Consider the following 20,086-nt stretch of genomic DNA (forward strand, 5'->3'; position numbering starts at 1 on the left):
GACCTGTGATGACCCTATCGTTTCGGCCCGCTGAGCTTCATGCGCGCTCGACCGAGGACCTGCAGCTTGCGGCGCATGGGTTCTTCTGGACCGGGGCGCAGACCGTCGATCTGCCGGCGGGCAAGGCCCTGCGCGGTCAGATGTATGTGGAATACTGGATACCGGCGGACCTGCGCCATCCGCTGCCGTTGGTGATGATCCACGGCGGTGGCGGGCAGGGGACCGATTTTCTCGGAACGGCTGACGGCAGCGAGGGCTGGATGCACTGGTTTGTCCGGCGCGGTTATGCCGTTTACGTGGTGGACCGCCCAGGGCATGGACGGTCGCCGCATCATCCCGCGGTGCAGGGCGAGATGGGTCCGCCTCCGGTCGCGGACATGATCGAGAAACTGTTCACGCGGCCCGAAGCCTATCCCGATCAATATGCAACCGCTGCGCTGCATGACAAATGGCCCGGCAGCGGGCAGTTGGGGGATCCGGCATTCGATGTCTTTTTCGCCGGTGCGGGCCCCATGGCCGCCGATATGGAACAAAGCCACCGGGATTGTCAGGCCGCCGGGGCGGAACTGCTGGACCTGATCGGGCCTGCGATCCTGCTGACACATAGTGCAGGCGGGCCGACCGGCTGGCTGATGGCGGACGCGCGCCCGGACCTTGTGGCGGGGATTGTCGCGGTCGAGCCGCTGGGCCCGCCCTTTGCCGAACGGGGCGGCGGGCGGCTTTCCTGGGGGATCACTGCTGCGCCCATGACGTTTGATCCGCCCGCCGCGCGGCCCGAAGATATCGCGACCGAGGTGCGATCCGCCCCCTTCGAAGGCGCCGTTCCCTGCCACCTACAGGCAGAACCCATCCGCCGCCTGCCCAACCTATGCGGTTTTCCGATTGTGGTTGTCACGGCGGAGGCCTCCTGGATGTCGATGGACAATCACGCCATGGTCGATTTCCTGGCGCAGGCCGGGGCCGATGTGGCGCATATGCGGTTGGAGCAGCATGGGGTTCACGGCAACGGCCATGCCATGATGCTTGAACGCAACAGCAGCGAGATCGCGGCCCTGATTGCGGGCTGGCTGACCGACAACGGCCTTTCGTGACTGAGATCTTCAGTCTGTCTTGTCGGGTTTGATCAGCGCGTCACCAAAGCTCTCGGCGTCCAGACCCAGCTCTTCCATCACCTCTGCACCATGTTGGGCAAAGGCAGGCGGCTTGCGGTCGTAGCGCGCGGGGCTGCGGGACAGTTTGATCGGACTGCCGGTGCCGCGATAATCCTCGATGTCCACCACCATCTCGCGATGCCGTGTATGTGGATCGGCGATTACCTGATCAATCGAACGCACCATGCCGCAGGGCACCCCGGCCTTGAGCAGATCATCCGCCAGCTGGGCGCAATCATGTTTGGCCATGGCGGCCTCAAGTTCAGCCTTCAGCGCATCGCGGTTCTGGTTGCGCGCGCTGTTGTCGGCAAAACGGGCGTCTCCGGTCAGGGCTTCGCGCCCGATCATCTGGCAAAGCGTGGCGAACTGGCGGTTGTTCCCGACAGCCAGGAAGATCGGATCCGTTCCCGTGGCGAAAGTGTCGTAGGGCGTGATGTTGGGATGGGCGTTGCCCGAACGTCCGGGCACCTTGCCCGACAGGTAATGGTTGGGCAGATGTGGATGCAGCAACGAGAACCCGCAGTCGTAAAGCGTTGTTTCAACGAACTGGCCCTTGCCGCTGCTGTGGCGTTCGTTGATGGCCATCAGGATGCCGATCACGGCATTGAGCCCGGTGGTCATGTCGACGACCGGCAGGCCCACACGCAGCGGCTGACCACCCAGCTCTCCGTTGACGCTCATGATCCCGGCAGAGGCCTGAATTGCGGCGTCGTAGCCCGGCATGCCGCCCAGCGGGCCGTCCGCGCCGAAGCCGGACACGCGGCAATGGACAAGGCGCGGAAACCGGCGTTCGATTTCCTCTTCCGACAGGCCCCAACGATCCAGTGTGCCGGTCTTGAAGTTTTCGATGAAGACGTCTGCGGTCTCAAGCAGCTTGCCCAGCAAGGCCTGACCGGCTTCCTGGCGCAGGTCGATGGCCATGCCGCGCTTGTTGCGGTTGACGCCGATGAAATAGCTTGCCGCGTCGTCCTTGAAGGGGGGGCCCCAGCCTCGCGTTTCATCGCCCGAGGGCGGTTCGACCTTGATGACATCCGCGCCGTGGTCGGCCAGGATCTGCCCGGCATATGGGCCGCCCAGCACACGGCTGGCATCAATCACGCGAAGACCGGCAAGGGCACCGGACGGGGACGTCTGAGCTTTGGTCACGCGGTGGCCTTTCTGTCGGTGGTCTGGATGCGCGCGCGCAGTTCGGCGGCGAATGCAGGGTAGGTTTCGCAAAGTTCGTCCATCACGCGGCTGCGCAGCAGCTGCAGCGTTGCCGCGTCGGGGCCGGGGGTCGTGGCCGGATCTGGGTCGTGGTCGAAGGCAAAGCCCGTCGCCGCTGTCACCTCTTCCAGCGTATGGTCGGGGTGAAGCGACGCCAGACGGAAGCCGCGCTTGTCCTTGTCGAAGTCGAACAGCGCCTTGCCGGTCAGAAGCGCATAGGGTCCGCCGGGGCGATAGACACCGGGGTCGCTGGTGCCCGGGGTCGAGATGAAGTCGACCTTTTCGACGAAGACGCGCGGGCTGTGTTCTTCGCGATAAAGGATCACACGGGGCACCACGTAATAGAGATAGCCCGATCCGAAACTGCCGGGCCAGCGCGGCGCGCTGCGTGGGTAATCGCCAACTCCGACCAGATTGATATTGCCGTGCCGGTCGATCTGGCCTCCGCCCAGAAAGAACGCGTCGATCCGGCCCTGTCCTGCGGCATCAAAGAGTTCGGCAGAGCCATTGGTGAAGAAGTTATGGGCCTCGGACCCGAGAACAGAGATCCTGAGCGGCGGTTCGCCTGCGGTATCGCGCAGGGCGCGCGCCAGCATGGCACCGGCAGCGGGTACGGGTGAGGCTGCGCCGACGGCGACGCAGCGGCATCCGTCAAGCAGACCCGCGACTGTGCAGATCAGGATCTCGCGCGGGGTGGCGGGGGACATGTCGTGGCTCATGCCATCACCTCCGCCTTGTTGGCGCCGATATAGTCGGCAAAGCCGTCATCGCTGCGCGCAGCTTTGGCGTAGCGCGCGATCTCCTCCTGATCGGTGGGGTATTCGCCCCACAACCCATAGGGCCAGGCACCTTTTTCAGCTATGGCGATATCGGTGACGTAAAGCCCTGGCAGGGTCCCGGCGGCCAGGGTTTCGTCATCAAGCAGGCGCTTGTCCACGATCCGTTCGACGGTGACCAGGGTCTGGCGCGCGGCATAGGCCATTGACGCGAGTTCACGACGCCGGCCGATCCAGACATTGCCTTCGCGGTCGGCCATCGGGGCGTGGAAGATCGCGGTATCGGGGTGGATCGCGGGGATCAGCACGATGGGATCGGGTGTTTCGGATGTCGGGTTGTCGATCACGGTCCAGTCGGGCCGGTTGCGCAGCAGGTCGCTGCCGATCAGCCCGCGCATCGGCATGAAAGGAACGCCCTTCTGGGCGGCCATAAGGCCCGCATGTATCGCGGGGCAGGTGGCATCGCGCAGGCCGATACTGCCTTCCCTGACGGCGGCATTGAAACGTGGCGCGCCCCCGGCTTCACCGAGGCTCACGGCGCTTGTCTCGACCGCGCGGACCTGCCCGGCCCCGATCAGCATATCCGCCTGCATCCCACCGGTGGGCACGCAGATCAGCGTCAGGTCCGATGTGCCGATTTCGATCAGCGCGCGGGTCATCGCCATGGAGACGCCGGCATAATCTACAGGAACCGCAACGGTGCTTCCCGATGCGATTTGCGCGGCCAGTCTGTGCACGTCGGTCGACATGGGTGTACCTCTTCGTGATGAGAAACCTGTGTGTTCCATATTATGAACCACTGTTCCAAAGTTACAAGAAGGCGCAGATGTGTCAATCTGGTCGCGCATGCAGACCGGAGGCGGTCAGCTGTCGCCGAAGTATCCCAGGCTGGCGGAAGCGTCTTTTGCTGCGGAAACGACATGTTGCGAATACTCGCGCAGGTGTCGCGTTTTCAGTCTGACATCAGGGCCAGAGATGCCGATGGCACCGGCCAGCCTGCCGTTGGGACCCAGAATCGCGCAGGCGCAGGCGGCGATGCCGTCGCGCCATTCACCCTGCGGCACAATCGCGTATCCCTGGCGCCTGATCTTGTCCAGGTCGGCGCGCAGATCTTTCAATCGGGTCCGCGTTGTTGCTGTGAAAGCGGTCAGTTCGGGGCCGAGCACATCCAGATAGGCGTCTGGCATCTGCGCAAGCATCGCCTTTCCCGTGGCCATTGTATAGGCGGGCGCGCGTGCGCCGATGCGGGTATGGGCGCGGACATGATGGTTGGTTTCGACCTTGTCGATATAGACCACGTCCTGACCCTGCAGAATGGAGAGATGCACGGTTTCATGCGTCAGCTCGGCCAGTCGCTGCATGGCGGGGCGGGCGGCGCTGACCAGATCCACGCGGCGCAGCACGCGCAATCCCAGCTCCCAGATCTTGATGGTCAGCTCATATGTGCTTTGATGCGGCACCTGCTGGACAAAACCATTCGCCTGGAGCGTCGCCAGCAGGCGGTGAACGTTGCTCTTGGTCAGTTCCAGTTCAACGGCAAGATCCGTGACGCCACGCGGGCGGTCACTGTTTGCCAGCGCCTCGATCAACCGAATGCCTTTTGTGAATGCCTTGTCCATTTCTGAAACATCCATCGGCTGACAGGAAAACGCAATGACCCTCGCCCGGGGCGGCCCCGATTGTTCGCCGAGGCAGTTGAAAGTGTTCTGCCATATGGAACAGAGTATTCTAATTTGATACAACCTGCGCGATTATGACATAGCATGTTGTTTTTAAACCATATAATTCGTTTGACAGAGCGGTTTGGAGTATTGCATTTTGCATACAAGGCTTGAGTGAATAGGAGGCGCTCAGGTTTGTCGCGGTCTGCGTCACCGGCAATCACGCTCAATGACGAGGGTCGCAGGTCGCGGTCCGGCCTCAGGTTTGGCTGGACTCGGCCGCATGCACCGCAAGCGCGGGCATCGGGTTACGGGACGGTCCTGTGACCGCTGGAGGAGAAAACATGAAATATTCTGGACGTATCATATCGTCGGTTCTGGTTGCGACTATTTCCCTGGCGATGGCCGGCGGAGCGCAGTCCGAGGAAGCCCTGCGCTTTGCATCGGGACAGCCGAACGACAGCCCGCTTTATCAGCTCACATACAAAAAATGGGTGGACGCCATCAATGAAGAGGCGGCTGGCGAACTGACCATCACCAATTTTCCGCCGCCGTTTGCGGATGCGACAAACACCTGGGAACGCGTTGTTCAGGGCGTTGCAGACATGGGGGTCGCAGGGCTTCCGATCTCGGGTATTCCGCTGAAACGGACGCTGGTGACCACGCTGCCCTCGACGGATGTGACCGACATGAAAGCCGCCTCGATCGCGCTGGCGGAAACCTACGAGAAAGGCCTGCTCGACCCCTCTCTGGATGAGGTCAAGATCCTGGCACTTTACACGGTTCTGCCGACACGTTTCTTCAGCCGTGAACCAATCTCGGATGTCGAACAGCTCAAAGGCATGAAGGTTCGCGCCCAGGATGCCAACATGGTGATGGCGATGGACAAGCTCGGTGCAGCGGCAGTCTCGATCCCCTTCTCCGAAGGCTACCAGGCGATTTCACGCGGTGTGGTTGAGGCCTCTTCCGGCAATGAGATCACCCAATATACCTACAAGTGGTCCGACTACCTCAAGCATGGGATCGAAGACATCACCTTTGGCATGACGCCCTTTGCGATCATCATGAACAAGGAAAAATACGAGGGCCTGTCGCCGGAGATGAGAGCCATCGTCGACAAGCATTCCGGCATGGCGCTGACCGAGATGCTGGCGATTGGACAGACCGGTATCCAGAAAAAGTTCTCGGACGAAATGGTGGCTGACGGTCGGCTGACCTGGCACAAGCTGTCGCCCGAACAATACAAGATCTGGAAGGATGCAATTGCCCCGGTTGTCGAGGAATGGCTCAAGAAGGGTGACGGCGTGCAGGAAACCTATGACGCCTTCATGGCAAGCTACAAGGCAGCCGCGAAGTGAGCGAGGCGACCATGACAATTCCGACCAATGTGCGCGACCGTCATGTCGAACTGTACGGATCGGAACATCATGGTCGCCAGATCGACGGGCTGCTGGCCCGCATTGATACCAGATTGGCCGGGTTCAACCGGCTGATCGCTCTGATCGGGGTTGTCGCCATCCTGGTCACAGCGCTGATCCAGACACTTGATGTGATCGTGATGCGGGCAATCTTCAGCTCTCCGCTCACCGGCATCAACGAGATCTTTTCCACGGTCTTTCCCGTTTCCATCGCCGCTGTGCTGGCGGCTGGCCTGTCACAGCGCGCGACGCTGGAAGTGGACATGATGGCGGGGATCCTGTCGCCCCGGGCAGTGCGCTACCTGCGCGGGATTGGTGCGGTGCTGTATCTGGGTGCGCTCGTCCTGATCTTCTGGGGCGTGACGCTGCAGGCGCAATCGACCTTGAACAGGGGAACCTACACGATCCTGAATGAAGTTCCGGTCGGTCCCTTCTATGCTGCTGTTGCCCTGTTATTTCTGCTGACCATCCCGACCCAGCTGGTTGTCGCCCTGCGCCTCGCGCTTGAAACACATGCGCGCTGGCCGGTTGCGATTGCACTGGTCTTTGTGCCCGGCGTGCTGATCCTGGCCTTCTTCACCTGGATCGCGCTGAGCTTTGGGGCCTATTTCATGGGCAACATGGTTGCCTCGATGCTGGCCATCGTTGCCCTGATCTGGGTGCTGATCTTTACCTTTGTCCCGGTTGCCGCCACGCTGACGCTTTGTTCGATCCTGGGGGTCGCACTGATCTTTGGCGTCAAAGGTGCCGTTGCCACGCTTGGCAGTGAAACCATGACCCTGCTGTCGAGCTATGACATCGCCGTTGTGCCGTTCTTTCTGATCATGGGCGGTCTTGCTGTCCGGTCCGGCATGGCGGCCGACATCTACAACTTCGCCTCCGCGCTTTCAGCGCCGTTCCGCGGCGGGCTCGCCCTGGGCACCATCGGGGGATGCGCGGGCTTTGGCGCGCTGACCGGATCCTCTGTCGCCACCGTCGCCACCATCGGCAAGGCCGCCTTCCCGGAAATGAAGAGCCGTGGTTATTCGCCCCTTTTGTCGAGCGGTGTTATCGCCGCCGGTGGCACGCTTGGCCAGCTTGTGCCGCCCTCCACCGTCGTGGTCATCTATGCGATGATGACAGAGCAGTCGATCGGGCTGATGTATGCGGCAATCTTCGTGCCCGCTCTGATTACGATCATGCTCTATATCATCGCCGTTTTTCTGTTCCTTGCCATTTCGCCCAACAGCGCGCCTAGCGAGGCCAGCTGGGACGCCCGCGAGATCCTGCGCTGCGGATGGCGGGCGCAGCCGGCTGTCATCATGTTCGTGGTCATTTTTGGCGGCATGTTCGCCGGTATCTTCACGGCAAGCGAAGCCGCCGCCGTCGGCGCTGTCTTTGCGGCCCTCGTGCTGGTGCTGCGCAAATCCTACCGGTTGCGCGACACGCCCGAGATCGTGGCCGAGGTGACATCAACCACCTCGATGATCTACATGCTGATGATCGGTGGTTTCGCCTCGACCTTCTTCTTTTCGGCCACCGGCCTGCCGGAGCTTGCCGCGCGCTCCATTGGCGGCCTGCCGGTGCCGGGCTGGGTCGTCGTATCTTTGATCTGCCTCGCCTTTCTGGTGATCGGAACGATCATGGATTCGATTGCCGTGATGATGGTGACGGCATCGGTCACCGCCTCCATCGTGTCGTCGCTTGGATACGATGTCATCTGGTGGGGTGTGGTCATGGTGGTGATCGTGGAACTGGGGGTCATCACGCCGCCCTTCGGCCTGAACCTCTTTGCTCTCAAGAGCGTCGCACCCGAAATCACGATCCGGCAGATCTATGGCGGGGTCCTGCCCTTCGTGGCGGCTGATATTCTCAAGCTCGTGCTGCTGATCGCCTTCCCGGCGCTGGCGCTCTGGCTTCCCTCTCTGATGTGAGGATGCGGTGCCGCCCGCATCACGACCAGGAAAATCGAAAGGTCTGGAATGAAAGAGTCTGTAATCATCGTTGGCGGCGGGCCCGTCGGTCTTCTGACAGCGCTTGGCCTGGGTCAGAAGGGCATCGACGTGACCGTGCTCGAAGCGGAAGATCGACCCAGCGACAGCCCGCGCGCCCTGGCATATCCGGCCCCGATCCTTGAGCATTTCGACAATCTGGGCATCCTTGAGACCTGCAAGACTCTCGGCATTGTCAAAACCGCGGTGGACTGGCTGGTCCATGACACCGGCGAGATGCTGCACATGAGCATGGACAGCTTGAAGGAGGTTTCGGATTATCCGATGAGCCTTCACCTGGGACAGGACAAGATCGCCCGGGTCGTTCTGGAAAAACTGGCGGAGTTGCCGAATGTCAGCGTCCGTTTCTCGGCCAAAGTGAAAGACATCGTTCAGGATCAGGCCGGGGTGCGGGTGACGCTGGATGACGGCGCCGACGAAGAAGTTGTCGAGGGCAGCTGGCTGGTCGGCTGCGACGGTGCGTCGAGCCTGGTGCGTGAGCGCGTGCTGAAGACCAACTTTTTCGGCATCACCTGGCCCGAACGGTTTGTCGCAACAAACATCTACTTTGATTTCGAAGCCGAGGGCTACACAGCGACGACATTCCAGGTGGATCACGACAACGGTGCGGTGATCGTCAAGATTGACCCGGAAGGGCTGTGGCGCTGCACCTATATGGAAAGCGAAGCGCTTCCGGTCGAGACGGTGGGCGAGCGGATTGCCGACAAGTTCAAGACGCTGCTGCCGGGTGACGGGGCCTGGACGCTGAAACAGCATTCGCCCTACCGGATGCACCAGCGCTGCGCCGATACGATGCGGGAAGGGCGTATCCTTCTTGCCGGGGACGCGGCGCATATCACCAATCCGACCGGCGGGCTGGGGCTGACCAGCGGTGTTCTGGACAGCATGGCGCTGGTCGAGGCTCTGGGGCAGGTGATTACCGAGGGTCGCGACAGCGCCATCCTGACCGAATATTCGGATGACCGCCGGCGCAAGTTCCTTGAAATTGCGTCGCCGCGGGCATCGCTGAACAAGCAGATTGTCTTTCACATGGGCCCCGGACATCAGCGCGACGAATGGCTCGGTTACATGCGCCGCGCGGCCCAAAACCCGGATATGCTGCGGCAGATGTTTTCCTTCTCCGAACAATTGGTAAGCCGCTTCTGATGCGGTCCGGTGGCGTTATATCCATTGTGACGGCGGGCGGCCTGACCACAGGATGCTTGCCATGAGCTTGGGCATTGCATACGAAAAAGCGAACAGTCGGAAGGAAAAGGCCAGCGTGGACGACAGCGGACGACGGGTTTTGGATATCAAGCGCAAGCCAACCGTGCATCTGGTTGCGGACCGCCTTCGCGAAGCCATCATCGAAGGTCATTTCGCGATTGGCGAGCCGTTGAACGAAGCGCAGCTGGCGCAGGAGTTCAACGTCAGCCGCACGCCGCTGCGCGAAGTCTTCCGTATTCTTGAGACCGAACGCCTTCTGAGTGCCGAACCCTATCGCGGGGTGCGTGTGTTCACCATGGATGACGAAGAGACCGAGGAAATCACCGCCTTTCGTATCCATATTGAGACCGTCGCCCTGCGCGAGGCTGCACGGCTGGCCAAAGAGCCGCTGCTTGCCGATCTGCGCGAGGTGACGGGGAGGATCGAAAAGGTTGTATCTGCCGGGCAGCGGGATCTTTTTGCGGCACTCGATACCGAATTTCACGATGTCTTTGTGGCCCATGCGGGCAACCGTTATATCGGGCGGGCGTTCAACCTCTTCCGCTGGCGGTTTGCGGCGCTGCGCCATCTGCTCAAGCAAGATGAGCAGATTCTGGAACGCTCGTGCAATGGCCACCGGCAGATCATCGAGATGGTTGCGCAGGACCGCATCGACGATGCCTGCGAAATCCTGCGGGATCATATTCAGAACGGCAAGAAGCGGTTCATGCAAACCCTGAAAGAGGCGCATCCGCAGAAATAACCACCGGCACGTCATGGGTCGGCTCTCCCGCTGCGACACATCCGGTGATCCCGGTTTTCTATGACCGCTTCCAGACCGGGTCGTGCCGGAAGGAATTGGAGAGAAAACCCATCAGCAGGGAGATCCGTCGCACCGCCCGCAGGTCAGGATGTGTCAGAATCCAAAGGCAGTTTGGTGGCGCTGATGAAAAGGTAAAGCACCGCGTCAGATCAGGCCGCCGCATGTCGTCGGGCAAAAGCGCCACGCCGTGGCCGCCTGCCGCAAGGCTTGCAATGGTGGTCAGATCGTCGCAGCGAATTGTCGTCAAGGGCTGTCCGCCGGACAGGATGCCCGCATAGGCCTGATGATGGGCCAGCATGCCCGCGGGCGCCACCAACCTGTGCCGCCTCAGATCCTTCTCGTCCTCAAGAGGGCCATGCGCCTCCAGATAGGAAGGTGCCGCGTAAACGGCCCAATCAATATTCAAGATCCGCCGCCCCCAGAGATGATCCGGCGGCGCATGGGCCACGCGCAGGGCAACGTCCGCGCTGCGGTTGGACATATTCATTTCCTGATTGGAGACTAGCAGTTCGATCAGAATCTTGGGATGCGCTTGCGCAAATTCGGCCAGATACCGCTCAAGCACCGTGTCGGAAAAGCTGCGCGGCGCCGTCAGACGGACAGTGCCTTCGGCGCTTTCATCCCGACCCGCGATCCGCCTGTCGATCTCTTCGAAAGACCGGGAGATGCCACCGCTTATCTCCAGCATTTCGGCACCAGCATCGGTCAGCACATAGCGGCCCTTGACGCGGTCGAACAGACGGGTGCCGATCTGATCTTCCAGGGCAGACATATGCCGGAACACCGTCGCATGGCTGACACCGATATGCTCTGCCGCCCTGACAAGGGAGCCGGTCTCGCAAACAGCGCGGAAAACCTTGATCGCGTTCCAGTCCATAGGTTCATTTCAAATTTGCAATGGCTGATGGCAATCATGGCTATCGAATGAAAATTTGCAACATTCTATCGGTGAGGCTTCCAATAGACGAGACATATGGAGGTTCAAAATGATTGGATACACGTCCCTTGGTACTGCTGATCTGGCGCGCGCGACCGCGTTTTATGATCCGTTGCTGGCCGAACTGGCAGCAAAACAAATCATGGCATTCGACGATTTCATCGTCTGGGCCAACGCGGACGGCGGCCCCGCGTTCTCGATCCATGTCCCCGAAAACGGAAAGCCCTATTCTGTCGGCAATGGCGTGATGGTTGCCCTTGTGGCAAAGGACAGTGCTCAGGTCGATGCGATCCATGCCAAGGCGCTGGAACTGGGGGGAAGCGATGAAGGCAAGCCGGGGTATCGTGCGGAGGGGTTCTATGCGGCCTATTTCCGCGATCCTGACGGCAACAAGCTCAACATCCACCATATGGCGGGCTGAGCGATGCCGGAACAACGCTACAAGATCGTGGGGCACAGATTGTGCCCCTACGTTCAGCGGGTCGTCATCACGATGCTTGAGAAAGATATCGCCTTTGACCGTCTGGACATCGACCTGGACAACAAGCCGGACTGGCTGCAGGAGATTTCGCCTTTTGGTCAGGTGCCTGTCTTCCGGGCCGGTCCTGACGACTGGCTGTTCGAGTCCGGCGTGATTGCCGCGTTCCTGGACGGCAGTTCGGGCGGCGGTCTGCTGCCCGGTGACCCGCTTGCACGGGCGCGGCATGAAGCGTGGATGTCTTATGCGGATGGCATGCTGAATATTGTCGCCCGCATCATCTACCGCGATGCTGACGCCACGGCGGTCAGACGTTCAATGGCTGACCTGACAGAGCGTCTGGACATCGTCAATGCACGCTTTGCACCGAAGGATTACTTTGCAGGCTCTGAATTCGGTCTGGTCGATGCGGTCTTTGCAACGCTGTTTCGCTACTTTCCCGTGCTCGACATGCTGTCGGAAGTGGCCCTGGGCGACAGGCTGCCCGGCACCCTGGTGACCTGGTGGGAAACAGTGCGCGCCCGCCCGTCTGTATCCGCTGCCGTGCCCCGCGACTATGAAGCCGAACTCGGGCGATTTATCGCCGGAAAGCAAAGCCATGCCGGACGTGTACTGGCGCAGCTCTGAACGCGACCCCGGGATGTTTTTCTGACGTAATCAAACGCGGCGAGCCCTGCGCGAAGGCAAGATATGTGAGTCATGCCTTCGCCATTCCAATCCCGTGACGGTCATCATCTGACAATTCCCTTCTGAGGATGACCGGCAACATAGGTCTGCACGATGGCGCGATCATCGCCCATCATCTGCAACACAAACAATTCTTCGGAAAGCGTTTCCGCCCGGCCCATGCGCAGTGCCATGGCAGGCGTTGCCCGGGCATTCAGGACAACGATGTCCGCCTCTGTTCCGGCATCGAGCGTTCCGATCTTGTCCGACATGCCCAGCACCTCGGCATTGCCGCGGGTGATCCAGTGGAATGCGCGCAATGCATGCAGCTTCTGGTGCCGCAGTTGCAGGATCTTGTAGCCTTCATTCAGGGTCTGAAGCATCGAATAGCTGGTGCCCGCCCCGATGTCCGTTGCGATACCGTTTGAAATGCCATGGGCGCGCAATCCGGCATCGTCGAAAAGACCGCTGCCCAGGAACAGATTTGAGGTGGGGCAGAAAACCGGATGCGCCCCGGCCTCGGCAATGGCGGCGATTTCACGTTCCTTCAGGTGGATCGCGTGGCCCAGCAAGGTCTTTTGACCCATGAGACCGTGGGTTTCGTAAACATCGAGATAATCGCGCGCCTCGGGATAAAGTTCTGCGGTAAAGGCTATTTCTGCGTGGTTCTCGGACAGGTGGGTCTGGACGTAGCAGTCGGGATGTTCCCCTGCCAGCGCGCCCGCCATCTCCATCTGCTGCGGGGTTGAGGTGATCGCGAAGCGTGGGGTGATCGCATAGGAGGCGCGGCCCTTGCCATGCCAGTTGGCGATCAGCTCCTTGCTGTCGTCATAGCTTGACTGGGGCGTGTCCAGAACAGATCCGGGCGCATTTCGATCCATCATGGTCTTGCCCGCGATGATCCGCATGTTCCTGTCTGCAGCTGCGGAAAACAATGCCTCGGCTGACGCCTTGTGGACGGAACAGAAGGCAACGGCAGTTGTGGTGCCGTGATCGGTCAGCAAATCGCAGAACTGACCCGCCATCGCGGTTGCATGCTGCGCATTGGCATAATCCGCCTCTGCCGGGAAGGTATAGCCGTTCAGCCAATCAAGCAGCTGGCTGCCCCAGCTGGCCACGATCTGGACCTGTGGAAAGTGGATATGTGCGTCGATAAATCCGGCCATCAGAAGGTGTGGGCGGTGATCCACCACCCTGGCATCAGGCGCGCGGGCAGCGCTGTCACGGTACTCTCCCGACCCGACAATCCTGCCGTCGCGCACAAGGATCGCGCCATCTTCAACATAGCTGTATGCCTCACTGTCATCGGCATCTTTCGGTTCCTGGTGAAACGTCAGAAGCCGTCCGCGCAGCAAAATGTCGGTCATGGAAGCATTTCCTTTGAGAGAGGTGTCGGGGCGCGGCGCCAGATGGCCGCCGCGCCCGTTTTGTTCAAGCCCGTTCGAAGGCCGTGGTGTTGTCGTCCAGAAAGTCCGGCTCGTCCGGCACGATGATCCGGCGTTCCAGATCTTCACGGGGTGCCACCATCGGATAAAAGATCAGGAAGGCACCAATGATCAGGTAGCCGGTGGTGATGCCATCGAACTGCGGAAACTGGAGCGTATAGCTGTGGATGATCCCGACCGATGACATGATGGCCGCGACGATGGCGAACCCGCCCGCATGGCGGTGCCGCCCGTCGATAACGTCGGCAACGATTGCCCCCCAGACAAGGCCGGTGATGATGGCCCCCTGTGACAGGGCCAGATGCCCCTCGTAATGCGCGCCTTCCCTGAGCAGGGCCGCGGTGAGCGCATTGTCGCCAAGCGCGGGCAGGCCTTCGACGCCTGATGTGCGCAGGGCATTCATCAACGACCCCCATTTGACCATCAGGAACTCGGAGATATGCGGCAGGATCGCAAAGGCGACTGCCGCCATATGGGCGGGTCTGACGGCAAATGCCGTGTTGGTGATCAGGCTGACGGAGACAAAGACCAGCACCGGGGCAGCCGCCGCGATTGGGATCAGCCCGGCCAGGAACGACAGAAAGCCAAGGAATGCCGCCGCGGCAATGACAAATGCCACGCCGATGATGTAGCCCGCCCGCGCATCCATGCGCTTGTAGGCCGGGTGGCCGATATAGACCGTGGTCGGGAAGGGCGATCCGAACAGCGCGCCGATCATTGTGCCGGCCCCATCGGTCACCTGGCACAGGGCAACGGGATAGGTGTCGCCCGCAGCCTCTGCCGATTCCACGTTATTCATGGTTTCGATAAAGTTGTAGATCTGGACGGGGATCAGGACGAGGAACAGTTCAGGATTGGCAAACAGATATTGAATGCCTGCAATCATGTCGCCGAAATAGGGGACCGGCGGGTAGAAACCAACGCCCTCGGTGCTGAACGACGACTGCCCCAGAAAGATTGCGATGATTGTACCAACGGCAATTGCAACCAGGCCGGCAGGCACATTCCCGGGCAGCCGGAAGCGGCCAATCAGACCCCAGAGGATGAACAGCAGCGACGTGAAACCGATCAGCGGATGTTCGAAAATCTCTGCCAGTGGGACGGAGCCGATGAAGACCAGCGCGATACCGCACAGGGTGCCCAACATGCCGGCCCGGGGTGTGATGCGCTTGAGAAACGGGCCGATGATGGCCCCGAATGCCGCGACGATACCGCCCATGAAGCCTGCGCCGATGCCAACCTGCCAGGCCAGAAGCGGATCGTTTGTTGCCCAGAATATCGGGCCGATCACCCCGAAGAGATAGACAAACATCACCGGGGTCGAGATGCCGTAGGGCAGTGCGGTCACGTCCTTGCCCTGCCGATTGGCAACCCATTTGGCCAAAAGCGCATAAACCACGACGCCCGCAAGGATGGCGACGGCCGCGCCGGGGACAATCCGACCGAATACGATGTCGGCAGGCATCTGAAAGACAAACTGACAGACACCCGACAGGATCAGCAGGTTGACGAGGTTATCAGTGAATAGCGCCCAGAAAGCGTTGAAATCGCTCCTGTTGAATAGCTTGTAGGTGTAAGTGGTGTCCGACATTTTGGGTCTCCTCCCGTAAAGTGTCTGGCCCCGTCGGCGCAATTGGCTGTGCCGCGCGGGCTTCTTTCAGATTGTCAGTTTGACGTCCTCGCTCTGGGCGGTGGTCAGCACGCTCATGACCTGCGCCGTGACGGAGGCCGCAATCACCTCGGGACGCTTGTCAGGGCTCTTGGTGTCTCCGATCGGGCAAATCAGCCTGGTGCAATCGCTCTGCGCGGCGTGGCTTTGGTGAAAGCGTGCGAATTTCATCCGTTTGGTCGCAGAGCCGATCAGGCCGACGTAGGCAGCATCGCGCCGATCCAGCGCTTCGGAGGTCAAGAGAAAGTCGAGCGCGTGGTCATGGGTGAGAACGATGAAGGCGCTGCCGGGCGGGGCGGCCCGGATCTCGGCCTCCGCCATGGGCGTGAGGCGCGTTTCAACCTTTGCATCCACAAGCGCCAGCTCCTCCGGGCGGCTGTCGATGAGGATGCAGCGCACGGGCAGGAACTGGAAAAACCGGGCAAGCGCGCGGCCGATATGGCCTGCACCCAGGACATAGACATGCGGCCGCGCCGCCTGTCGTTCCGCATCGGCGGCCAGGGCCAGCGCACGATCGGCCTGGGTCATCCGCTGCAAGGCAAGTTCGACGCGCCCGCCGCAGCATTGCCCGATCTCCGGCCCAAGCGGCACGTCCATCCGGTCAAAATCACGCCCGTTGCCCAGCATTTTCCGGGCCTGATCAATGGCCATGTATTCGAGCTGTCCGCCACCGATTGTCCCGTGCAGCCCGTTGGGCGCGACGAACATCTCTGCCCCGGCCTCGCGCGGGGACGACCCGCGCACGCGGCACAGGGAAACCCGGACAATGTCCGCATTGGTGTCAAGGAACTGAGACAGGCGCATTGGATCAGCCCCGCAACCGCTCAATCGCCATCAACACACGCTCGGGCGTCGCGGGCGCGTCAAGGCGCGGGCAGGTCTTGTAATCCGCCACGCTTGCGACCGCATGTGACAGGGCCTCGAACACCGATATGCCCAGCATGAAGGGCGGCTCGCCCACGGCCTTGGACCGTTTGATCGTGTTCTCGCGGTTCTCGGACCATGTCGCCAGTTCGACGTTGAAGACGCGCGGACGGTCGGAAGCCAAGGGGATCTTGTAGGTCGAGGGCGCATGGGTGCGTAGCTGCCCCTTGTCATCCCACCATAATTCCTCGGTGGTCAGCCAACCCATGCCCTGGATAAACGCGCCTTCGACCTGGCCTTTGTCGATGATCGGGTTCAGGGATCTGCCGACATCATGCAGGATATCCGTCCGCTCGACGCGGTACTCCCCCGTCAGCGTATCAACCGTCACTTCCGAACAGGCAGCGCCATAGGCATAATAATAGAACGGTCGACCGGTGCCTGTGTCGCGGTCCCAATGGATTTTAGGCGTCTTGTAGAAGCCCGCAGCCGACAGATGCACCCGCGCCATATAGGCCATGCGGATGAAATCGGCGAAGGGGATCGTTTCCTCGCCGATCTGCACCGCATTGGCAATGAAACGCACGTTGCCGGCGTCTGTTTGCCAGCGTTCGGCGGCAAATTCGACCAGCCGCGCCTTGATCTGGTCTGCTGCGTCCTGCGCGGCCATCCCATTGAGGTCTGATCCCGATGAGGCGGCGGTTGCAGAGGTGTTCGGCACCTTTTCCGTCGTGGTTCTGGTGATCTTGATCCGGTCGAAGTCCACCTGAAAGGCATCTGCGACGACCTGGGCAATCTTGGTGTTCAGCCCCTGACCCATTTCGGTGCCGCCATGGTTCAGGTGGATTGATCCGTCCGAATACACATGCAGCAGCGCCCCGGCCTGATTGTACCAGGTCGCCGTGAATGAAATGCCAAACTTCACCGGGGTGAGCGCGATGCCTTTCCGGATCGTGTCTCCTCTGGCGTTCCAGTCAAGCACGGCCTGGCGGCGCGCCTGATAATCGGCGCTTTCCTCAAGCTCCCGCACGATCTGCGGTGCGATATTGTCTTCGACGGTCTGGTGATAGGGCGTCACATCGCGCCCCTTCTCGCCGTAAAAATTGCGCTTGCGGATTTCCAGGCTGTCGACGCCACGATGATAGGCGATCTCTTCCATGATCCGCTCTGCGACGATGACACCCTGCGGGCCGCCAAAGCCACGAAACGCGGTGTTGGAGACTGTGTTGGTCTTCAACGGGTGCGAACTCAGCAAAACGTTGGGATAGTAATAGGCGTTGTCCGCATGAAACAGCGCCCGGTCCGTCACCGGCCCCGAGAGGTCAGAAGAAAACCCGCAGCGTGCCGCGAAATCGCCCGCGACCGCCTCGATCCTGCCCGCATCGTCAAATCCGACCTCGTAGTCGACGACGAAATCGTGCCGCTTGCCGGTCGCTGACATGTCGTCGTCCCGGTCGGGCCGGATCTTGACCGCACGGTTCCACTTCTTTGCTGCCACCGCCGCGACGGCGCAGAACAGGTTCATCTGGGTTTCCTTGCCGCCAAACCCGCCGCCCATCCGGCGCACATTGATCGTCACGGCGTTGGAGGGCACGCCAAGGACATGGGCGACCATATGCTGCGCCTCTGTCGGGTGCTGGGTGGATGAATGGACCGTCACATCCTCGTCCTCGCCCGGGATGGCAAAGGCGATATGCCCTTCCAGATACATGTGATCCTGACCGCCGATGCGGAACTTTCCCTTGATACGATGCGCCGCCCTGGCCATGGCATCGCGCGCCGCGCCCCGCTTGAGCGTGAGTGGCGGTGTGACATAGGCCATGCCCGCTTGCCGTGCCGCTTCGGGATCAAGCACATGGGGCAGATCCACGTAATCGACCTGGGCAAGCCGGGCCGCGCGCCGGGCGGCATCACGCGTGTCTGCGATGACCGCAAACATCGGTTGCCCCCAGAATTCGACCTTTTCGGTGGCAAAGATCGGCTCGTCATGACGCCCGGTGGGGGAGACGTCGTTGACGCCGGGAATATCCTTTGCCGTCAGGACACCGACGACACCGGGTGCCGCTCGTACCGCTGTCAGGTCCAGCGCGCGGATCACCGCATGGGCGCGGGTGGACAGGCCCAGATAGGCATGCAGCGTGCCGACCGGTTCGGGAATGTCATCGCAATAATCCGCGCGCCCGGTGACATGTTTGATCGCGCTTTCATGGCGCAGGTCGGTATGGACCCCGCCGCGGATGGTGGTGCGACCCTGATCGCCGCGCATCAGATGCTGCGCGACAGGCGGGTCCTTGCGTTTGTCCGTGTCGATGACGGATTCAATTGTGTCCTTGGTGCTCATCTTCGGATCCTCCCTCACGCGGTCAGTTGAACGGCTGCGTCGCTGTCCTGCTGATCGCGCCAGAATTTGTGGAACAGGTTTTTGGACACCAGCAGCCGGTATTCCGCCGAGGCGCGCCAATCCGTGAGGGGTGCAAAGTCATCCCCAAGCGCTGCGGCGGCCTTGAGCAGCGCGGCCTCGCTCCATTCGGCACCGACCAGCGCGGTTTCCGCGTGCGTGGCCCGTTTCGGCGTTGCCGCCATGCCGCCGAAAGCGATGCGGGCGGAAGTGATCACGCCGTCCTCGACAGTGACGTTGAACGCCGCGCAGACGGATGAAATATCCTCGTCCCGGCGTTTGGAAATCTTGTAGGCCGCATGGCGCGCATCCGCCTTGGGGCGGGGCACGGAAATGCTTTCCAGAAACTCTCCCTCGCCCCTGTCCTGCTTGCCGTAGTCGATAAAGAACGACTCGATCGGAAGGCTGCGGCGCGCCGCGCCTTTGCGCAAAGTGATGGTTGCGCCAAGGGCGATCAGGACCGGCGGCGTGTCCCCGATGGGCGACCCATTGGCGATATTGCCGCCGATGGTGCCCATGCTGCGGATCTGCCAGCCGGCGATGCGATCCCAGAACGGGCCAAGATGCGGATAATCCGCGACCATCACGGCCCGGCTGTCCGTATAGCTGACGCCGGCGCCGATATGGATCGTGTCGTCGTGCCGCTCGATCTTTTTGAGCGCATCGAGATGGCCCAGAAAGACCACCGGAGAAATATCGCGCAGGAACTTCGTGACCCAGAGGCCCACATCCGTGGCCCCGGCGATGATCGTGGCGTTCGGCATTTCCTGCAGGACTTCCGCCAGGTCGTCGACGGAGGCAGGCAGGATACAGCGGCTGCCGTCCTTGGAAGTGTCGACGCGCAGACCGTCACGCAAGTGCGACAGCCTGGCGGTCATCGCGTCGCGTTCAAGTGTCAGCGCATCGTCGGCCGGGCTGCCATGCGCCGTCACAGCCCTGGCAGCCTTGATGATGGGCTCGTAACCGGTGCAGCGGCACAGATTGCCTTGCAGGGCTGTTTCGATTTCGGTTTCTGACGGGTCCGGGTTCCCCATCCAGAGCGCATAGAGCGACATGACGAAGCCCGGCGTGCAAAAGCCGCACTGGCTGCCATGATGTTCAACCATCGCTTGCTGGACCGGGTGCAATTTACCGTCCGGGCCCGAGAGATGTTCAACGGATACGACGTGACAGGCATCCAGCGAGGCAAGCAACCGGATGCAGGCGTTGACCGGCTCATAACGCAAGACGCCATCCTGAAGGCGACCGACCAGGACGGTGCAAGCCCCGCAATCCCCCTCGGCGCAGCCTTCCTTGGTGCCGGTCAGGCGGCGGTTGATGCGCAGGAAATCCAGCAAGGTATCGCTTGCACCGACGCTGTCGAGCGTGATGTCGCGGTCATTGAGGACAAAGCGTATGTTTGATCTGGTGGTCATGAA

At 61.2% G+C, this 20,086-nt stretch carries 17 protein-coding genes; 7 read left to right on the plus strand and 10 right to left on the minus strand.

Annotation, left to right across the window (positions count from 1 at the left end; translation table 11 throughout):
- Positions 1 to 8 precede the first annotated feature (8 nt).
- Complete coding sequence (locus tag O4H53_RS14110; protein ID WP_269364645.1) at positions 9 to 1,091, plus strand: alpha/beta hydrolase; 1,083 nt, start codon at positions 9 to 11, stop codon at positions 1,089 to 1,091.
- A 9-nt stretch (positions 1,092 to 1,100) separates the two neighbouring features.
- Here the strand turns inward: O4H53_RS14110 and O4H53_RS14115 are convergent, their stop codons facing one another.
- The 4 genes from O4H53_RS14115 to O4H53_RS14130 all read right to left on the minus strand — a co-directional run bounded on the left by O4H53_RS14115 (position 1,101) and on the right by O4H53_RS14130 (position 4,752).
- Entirely contained in the window at positions 1,101 to 2,297 is a 1,197-nt protein-coding gene (locus O4H53_RS14115) for a CaiB/BaiF CoA transferase family protein (RefSeq protein ID WP_269364646.1), read from the minus strand.
- Complete coding sequence (locus O4H53_RS14120; RefSeq protein ID WP_269364648.1) at positions 2,294 to 3,076, minus strand: CoA-transferase; 783 nt, start codon at positions 3,074 to 3,076, stop codon at positions 2,294 to 2,296. Before O4H53_RS14120 ends, O4H53_RS14115 begins: the two co-directional genes overlap by 4 nt.
- On the minus strand, positions 3,073 to 3,882 hold the full coding sequence (locus O4H53_RS14125; protein ID WP_269364650.1) for a CoA transferase subunit A: 810 nt from the start codon (positions 3,880 to 3,882) through the stop codon (positions 3,073 to 3,075). Before O4H53_RS14125 ends, O4H53_RS14120 begins: the two co-directional genes overlap by 4 nt.
- A 114-nt stretch (positions 3,883 to 3,996) precedes the next feature.
- Positions 3,997 to 4,752, minus strand: coding sequence for an IclR family transcriptional regulator (locus O4H53_RS14130; protein WP_269364652.1), 756 nt, complete (start codon positions 4,750 to 4,752; stop codon positions 3,997 to 3,999).
- Positions 4,753 to 5,138: 386 nt separating this feature from the next.
- Here O4H53_RS14130 and dctP point away from each other — a divergent pair, with 386 nt between their 5' ends.
- From dctP to O4H53_RS14150, 4 genes are all read left to right on the plus strand, one after another.
- Positions 5,139 to 6,152, plus strand: coding sequence for a TRAP transporter substrate-binding protein DctP (gene dctP / locus O4H53_RS14135; protein WP_269364654.1), 1,014 nt, complete (start codon positions 5,139 to 5,141; stop codon positions 6,150 to 6,152).
- Positions 6,149 to 8,125, plus strand: coding sequence for a TRAP transporter large permease (locus O4H53_RS14140; RefSeq protein ID WP_269364656.1), 1,977 nt, complete (start codon positions 6,149 to 6,151; stop codon positions 8,123 to 8,125). Before dctP ends, O4H53_RS14140 begins: the two co-directional genes overlap by 4 nt.
- 48 nt (positions 8,126 to 8,173) lie before the next feature.
- A complete protein-coding gene (locus O4H53_RS14145) occupies positions 8,174 to 9,349 on the plus strand; it encodes an FAD-dependent oxidoreductase (protein WP_269364657.1) in 1,176 nt (391 codons plus the stop codon).
- 61 nt (positions 9,350 to 9,410) lie between these two features.
- The gene (locus tag O4H53_RS14150; RefSeq protein WP_269364659.1) at positions 9,411 to 10,151 is read left to right on the plus strand and encodes a GntR family transcriptional regulator; all 741 of its coding nucleotides are present in this window, start codon (positions 9,411 to 9,413) and stop codon (positions 10,149 to 10,151) included.
- A 58-nt stretch (positions 10,152 to 10,209) separates the two neighbouring features.
- Here the strand turns inward: O4H53_RS14150 and O4H53_RS14155 are convergent, their stop codons facing one another.
- On the minus strand, positions 10,210 to 11,088 hold the full coding sequence (locus tag O4H53_RS14155) for a LysR family transcriptional regulator (protein ID WP_269364660.1): 879 nt from the start codon (positions 11,086 to 11,088) through the stop codon (positions 10,210 to 10,212).
- A gap of 109 nt (positions 11,089 to 11,197) precedes the next feature.
- On the opposite strand from O4H53_RS14155, the gene O4H53_RS14160 reads away from it, so the two are divergent.
- Both O4H53_RS14160 and O4H53_RS14165 read left to right on the plus strand, forming a co-directional pair.
- A complete protein-coding gene (locus tag O4H53_RS14160; RefSeq protein ID WP_269364662.1) occupies positions 11,198 to 11,569 on the plus strand; it encodes a VOC family protein in 372 nt (123 codons plus the stop codon).
- Positions 11,570 to 11,572: 3 nt separating this feature from the next.
- Entirely contained in the window at positions 11,573 to 12,253 is a 681-nt protein-coding gene (locus O4H53_RS14165) for a glutathione S-transferase family protein (RefSeq protein WP_269364664.1), read from the plus strand.
- Positions 12,254 to 12,357: 104 nt separating this feature from the next.
- Here O4H53_RS14165 and guaD read toward each other — a convergent pair whose 3' ends face one another.
- The 5 genes from guaD to xdhA form a co-directional block, all read right to left on the minus strand.
- Positions 12,358 to 13,659 (minus strand): guanine deaminase, encoded by a 1,302-nt coding sequence (gene guaD, locus O4H53_RS14170; protein ID WP_269364666.1) that lies wholly within the window; start codon positions 13,657 to 13,659, stop codon positions 12,358 to 12,360.
- Positions 13,660 to 13,723: 64 nt separating this feature from the next.
- Positions 13,724 to 15,328, minus strand: coding sequence for a xanthine/uracil/vitamin C permease (locus O4H53_RS14175; RefSeq protein ID WP_269364668.1), 1,605 nt, complete (start codon positions 15,326 to 15,328; stop codon positions 13,724 to 13,726).
- Positions 15,329 to 15,394: 66 nt separating this feature from the next.
- Positions 15,395 to 16,210 (minus strand): xanthine dehydrogenase accessory protein XdhC, encoded by an 816-nt coding sequence (gene xdhC / locus O4H53_RS14180; RefSeq protein ID WP_269364670.1) that lies wholly within the window; start codon positions 16,208 to 16,210, stop codon positions 15,395 to 15,397.
- Positions 16,211 to 16,214: 4 nt separating this feature from the next.
- Positions 16,215 to 18,536, minus strand: coding sequence for a xanthine dehydrogenase molybdopterin binding subunit (gene xdhB, locus O4H53_RS14185; RefSeq protein ID WP_269364707.1), 2,322 nt, complete (start codon positions 18,534 to 18,536; stop codon positions 16,215 to 16,217).
- Positions 18,537 to 18,625: 89 nt separating this feature from the next.
- On the minus strand, positions 18,626 to 20,083 hold the full coding sequence (xdhA, locus tag O4H53_RS14190) for a xanthine dehydrogenase small subunit (protein ID WP_269364672.1): 1,458 nt from the start codon (positions 20,081 to 20,083) through the stop codon (positions 18,626 to 18,628).
- Positions 20,084 to 20,086: the final 3 nt, after the last annotated feature.

The sequence above is a fragment of the Sulfitobacter sp. G21635-S1 genome (assembly GCF_027213915.1).
Classification (GTDB): domain Bacteria; phylum Pseudomonadota; class Alphaproteobacteria; order Rhodobacterales; family Rhodobacteraceae; genus Sulfitobacter.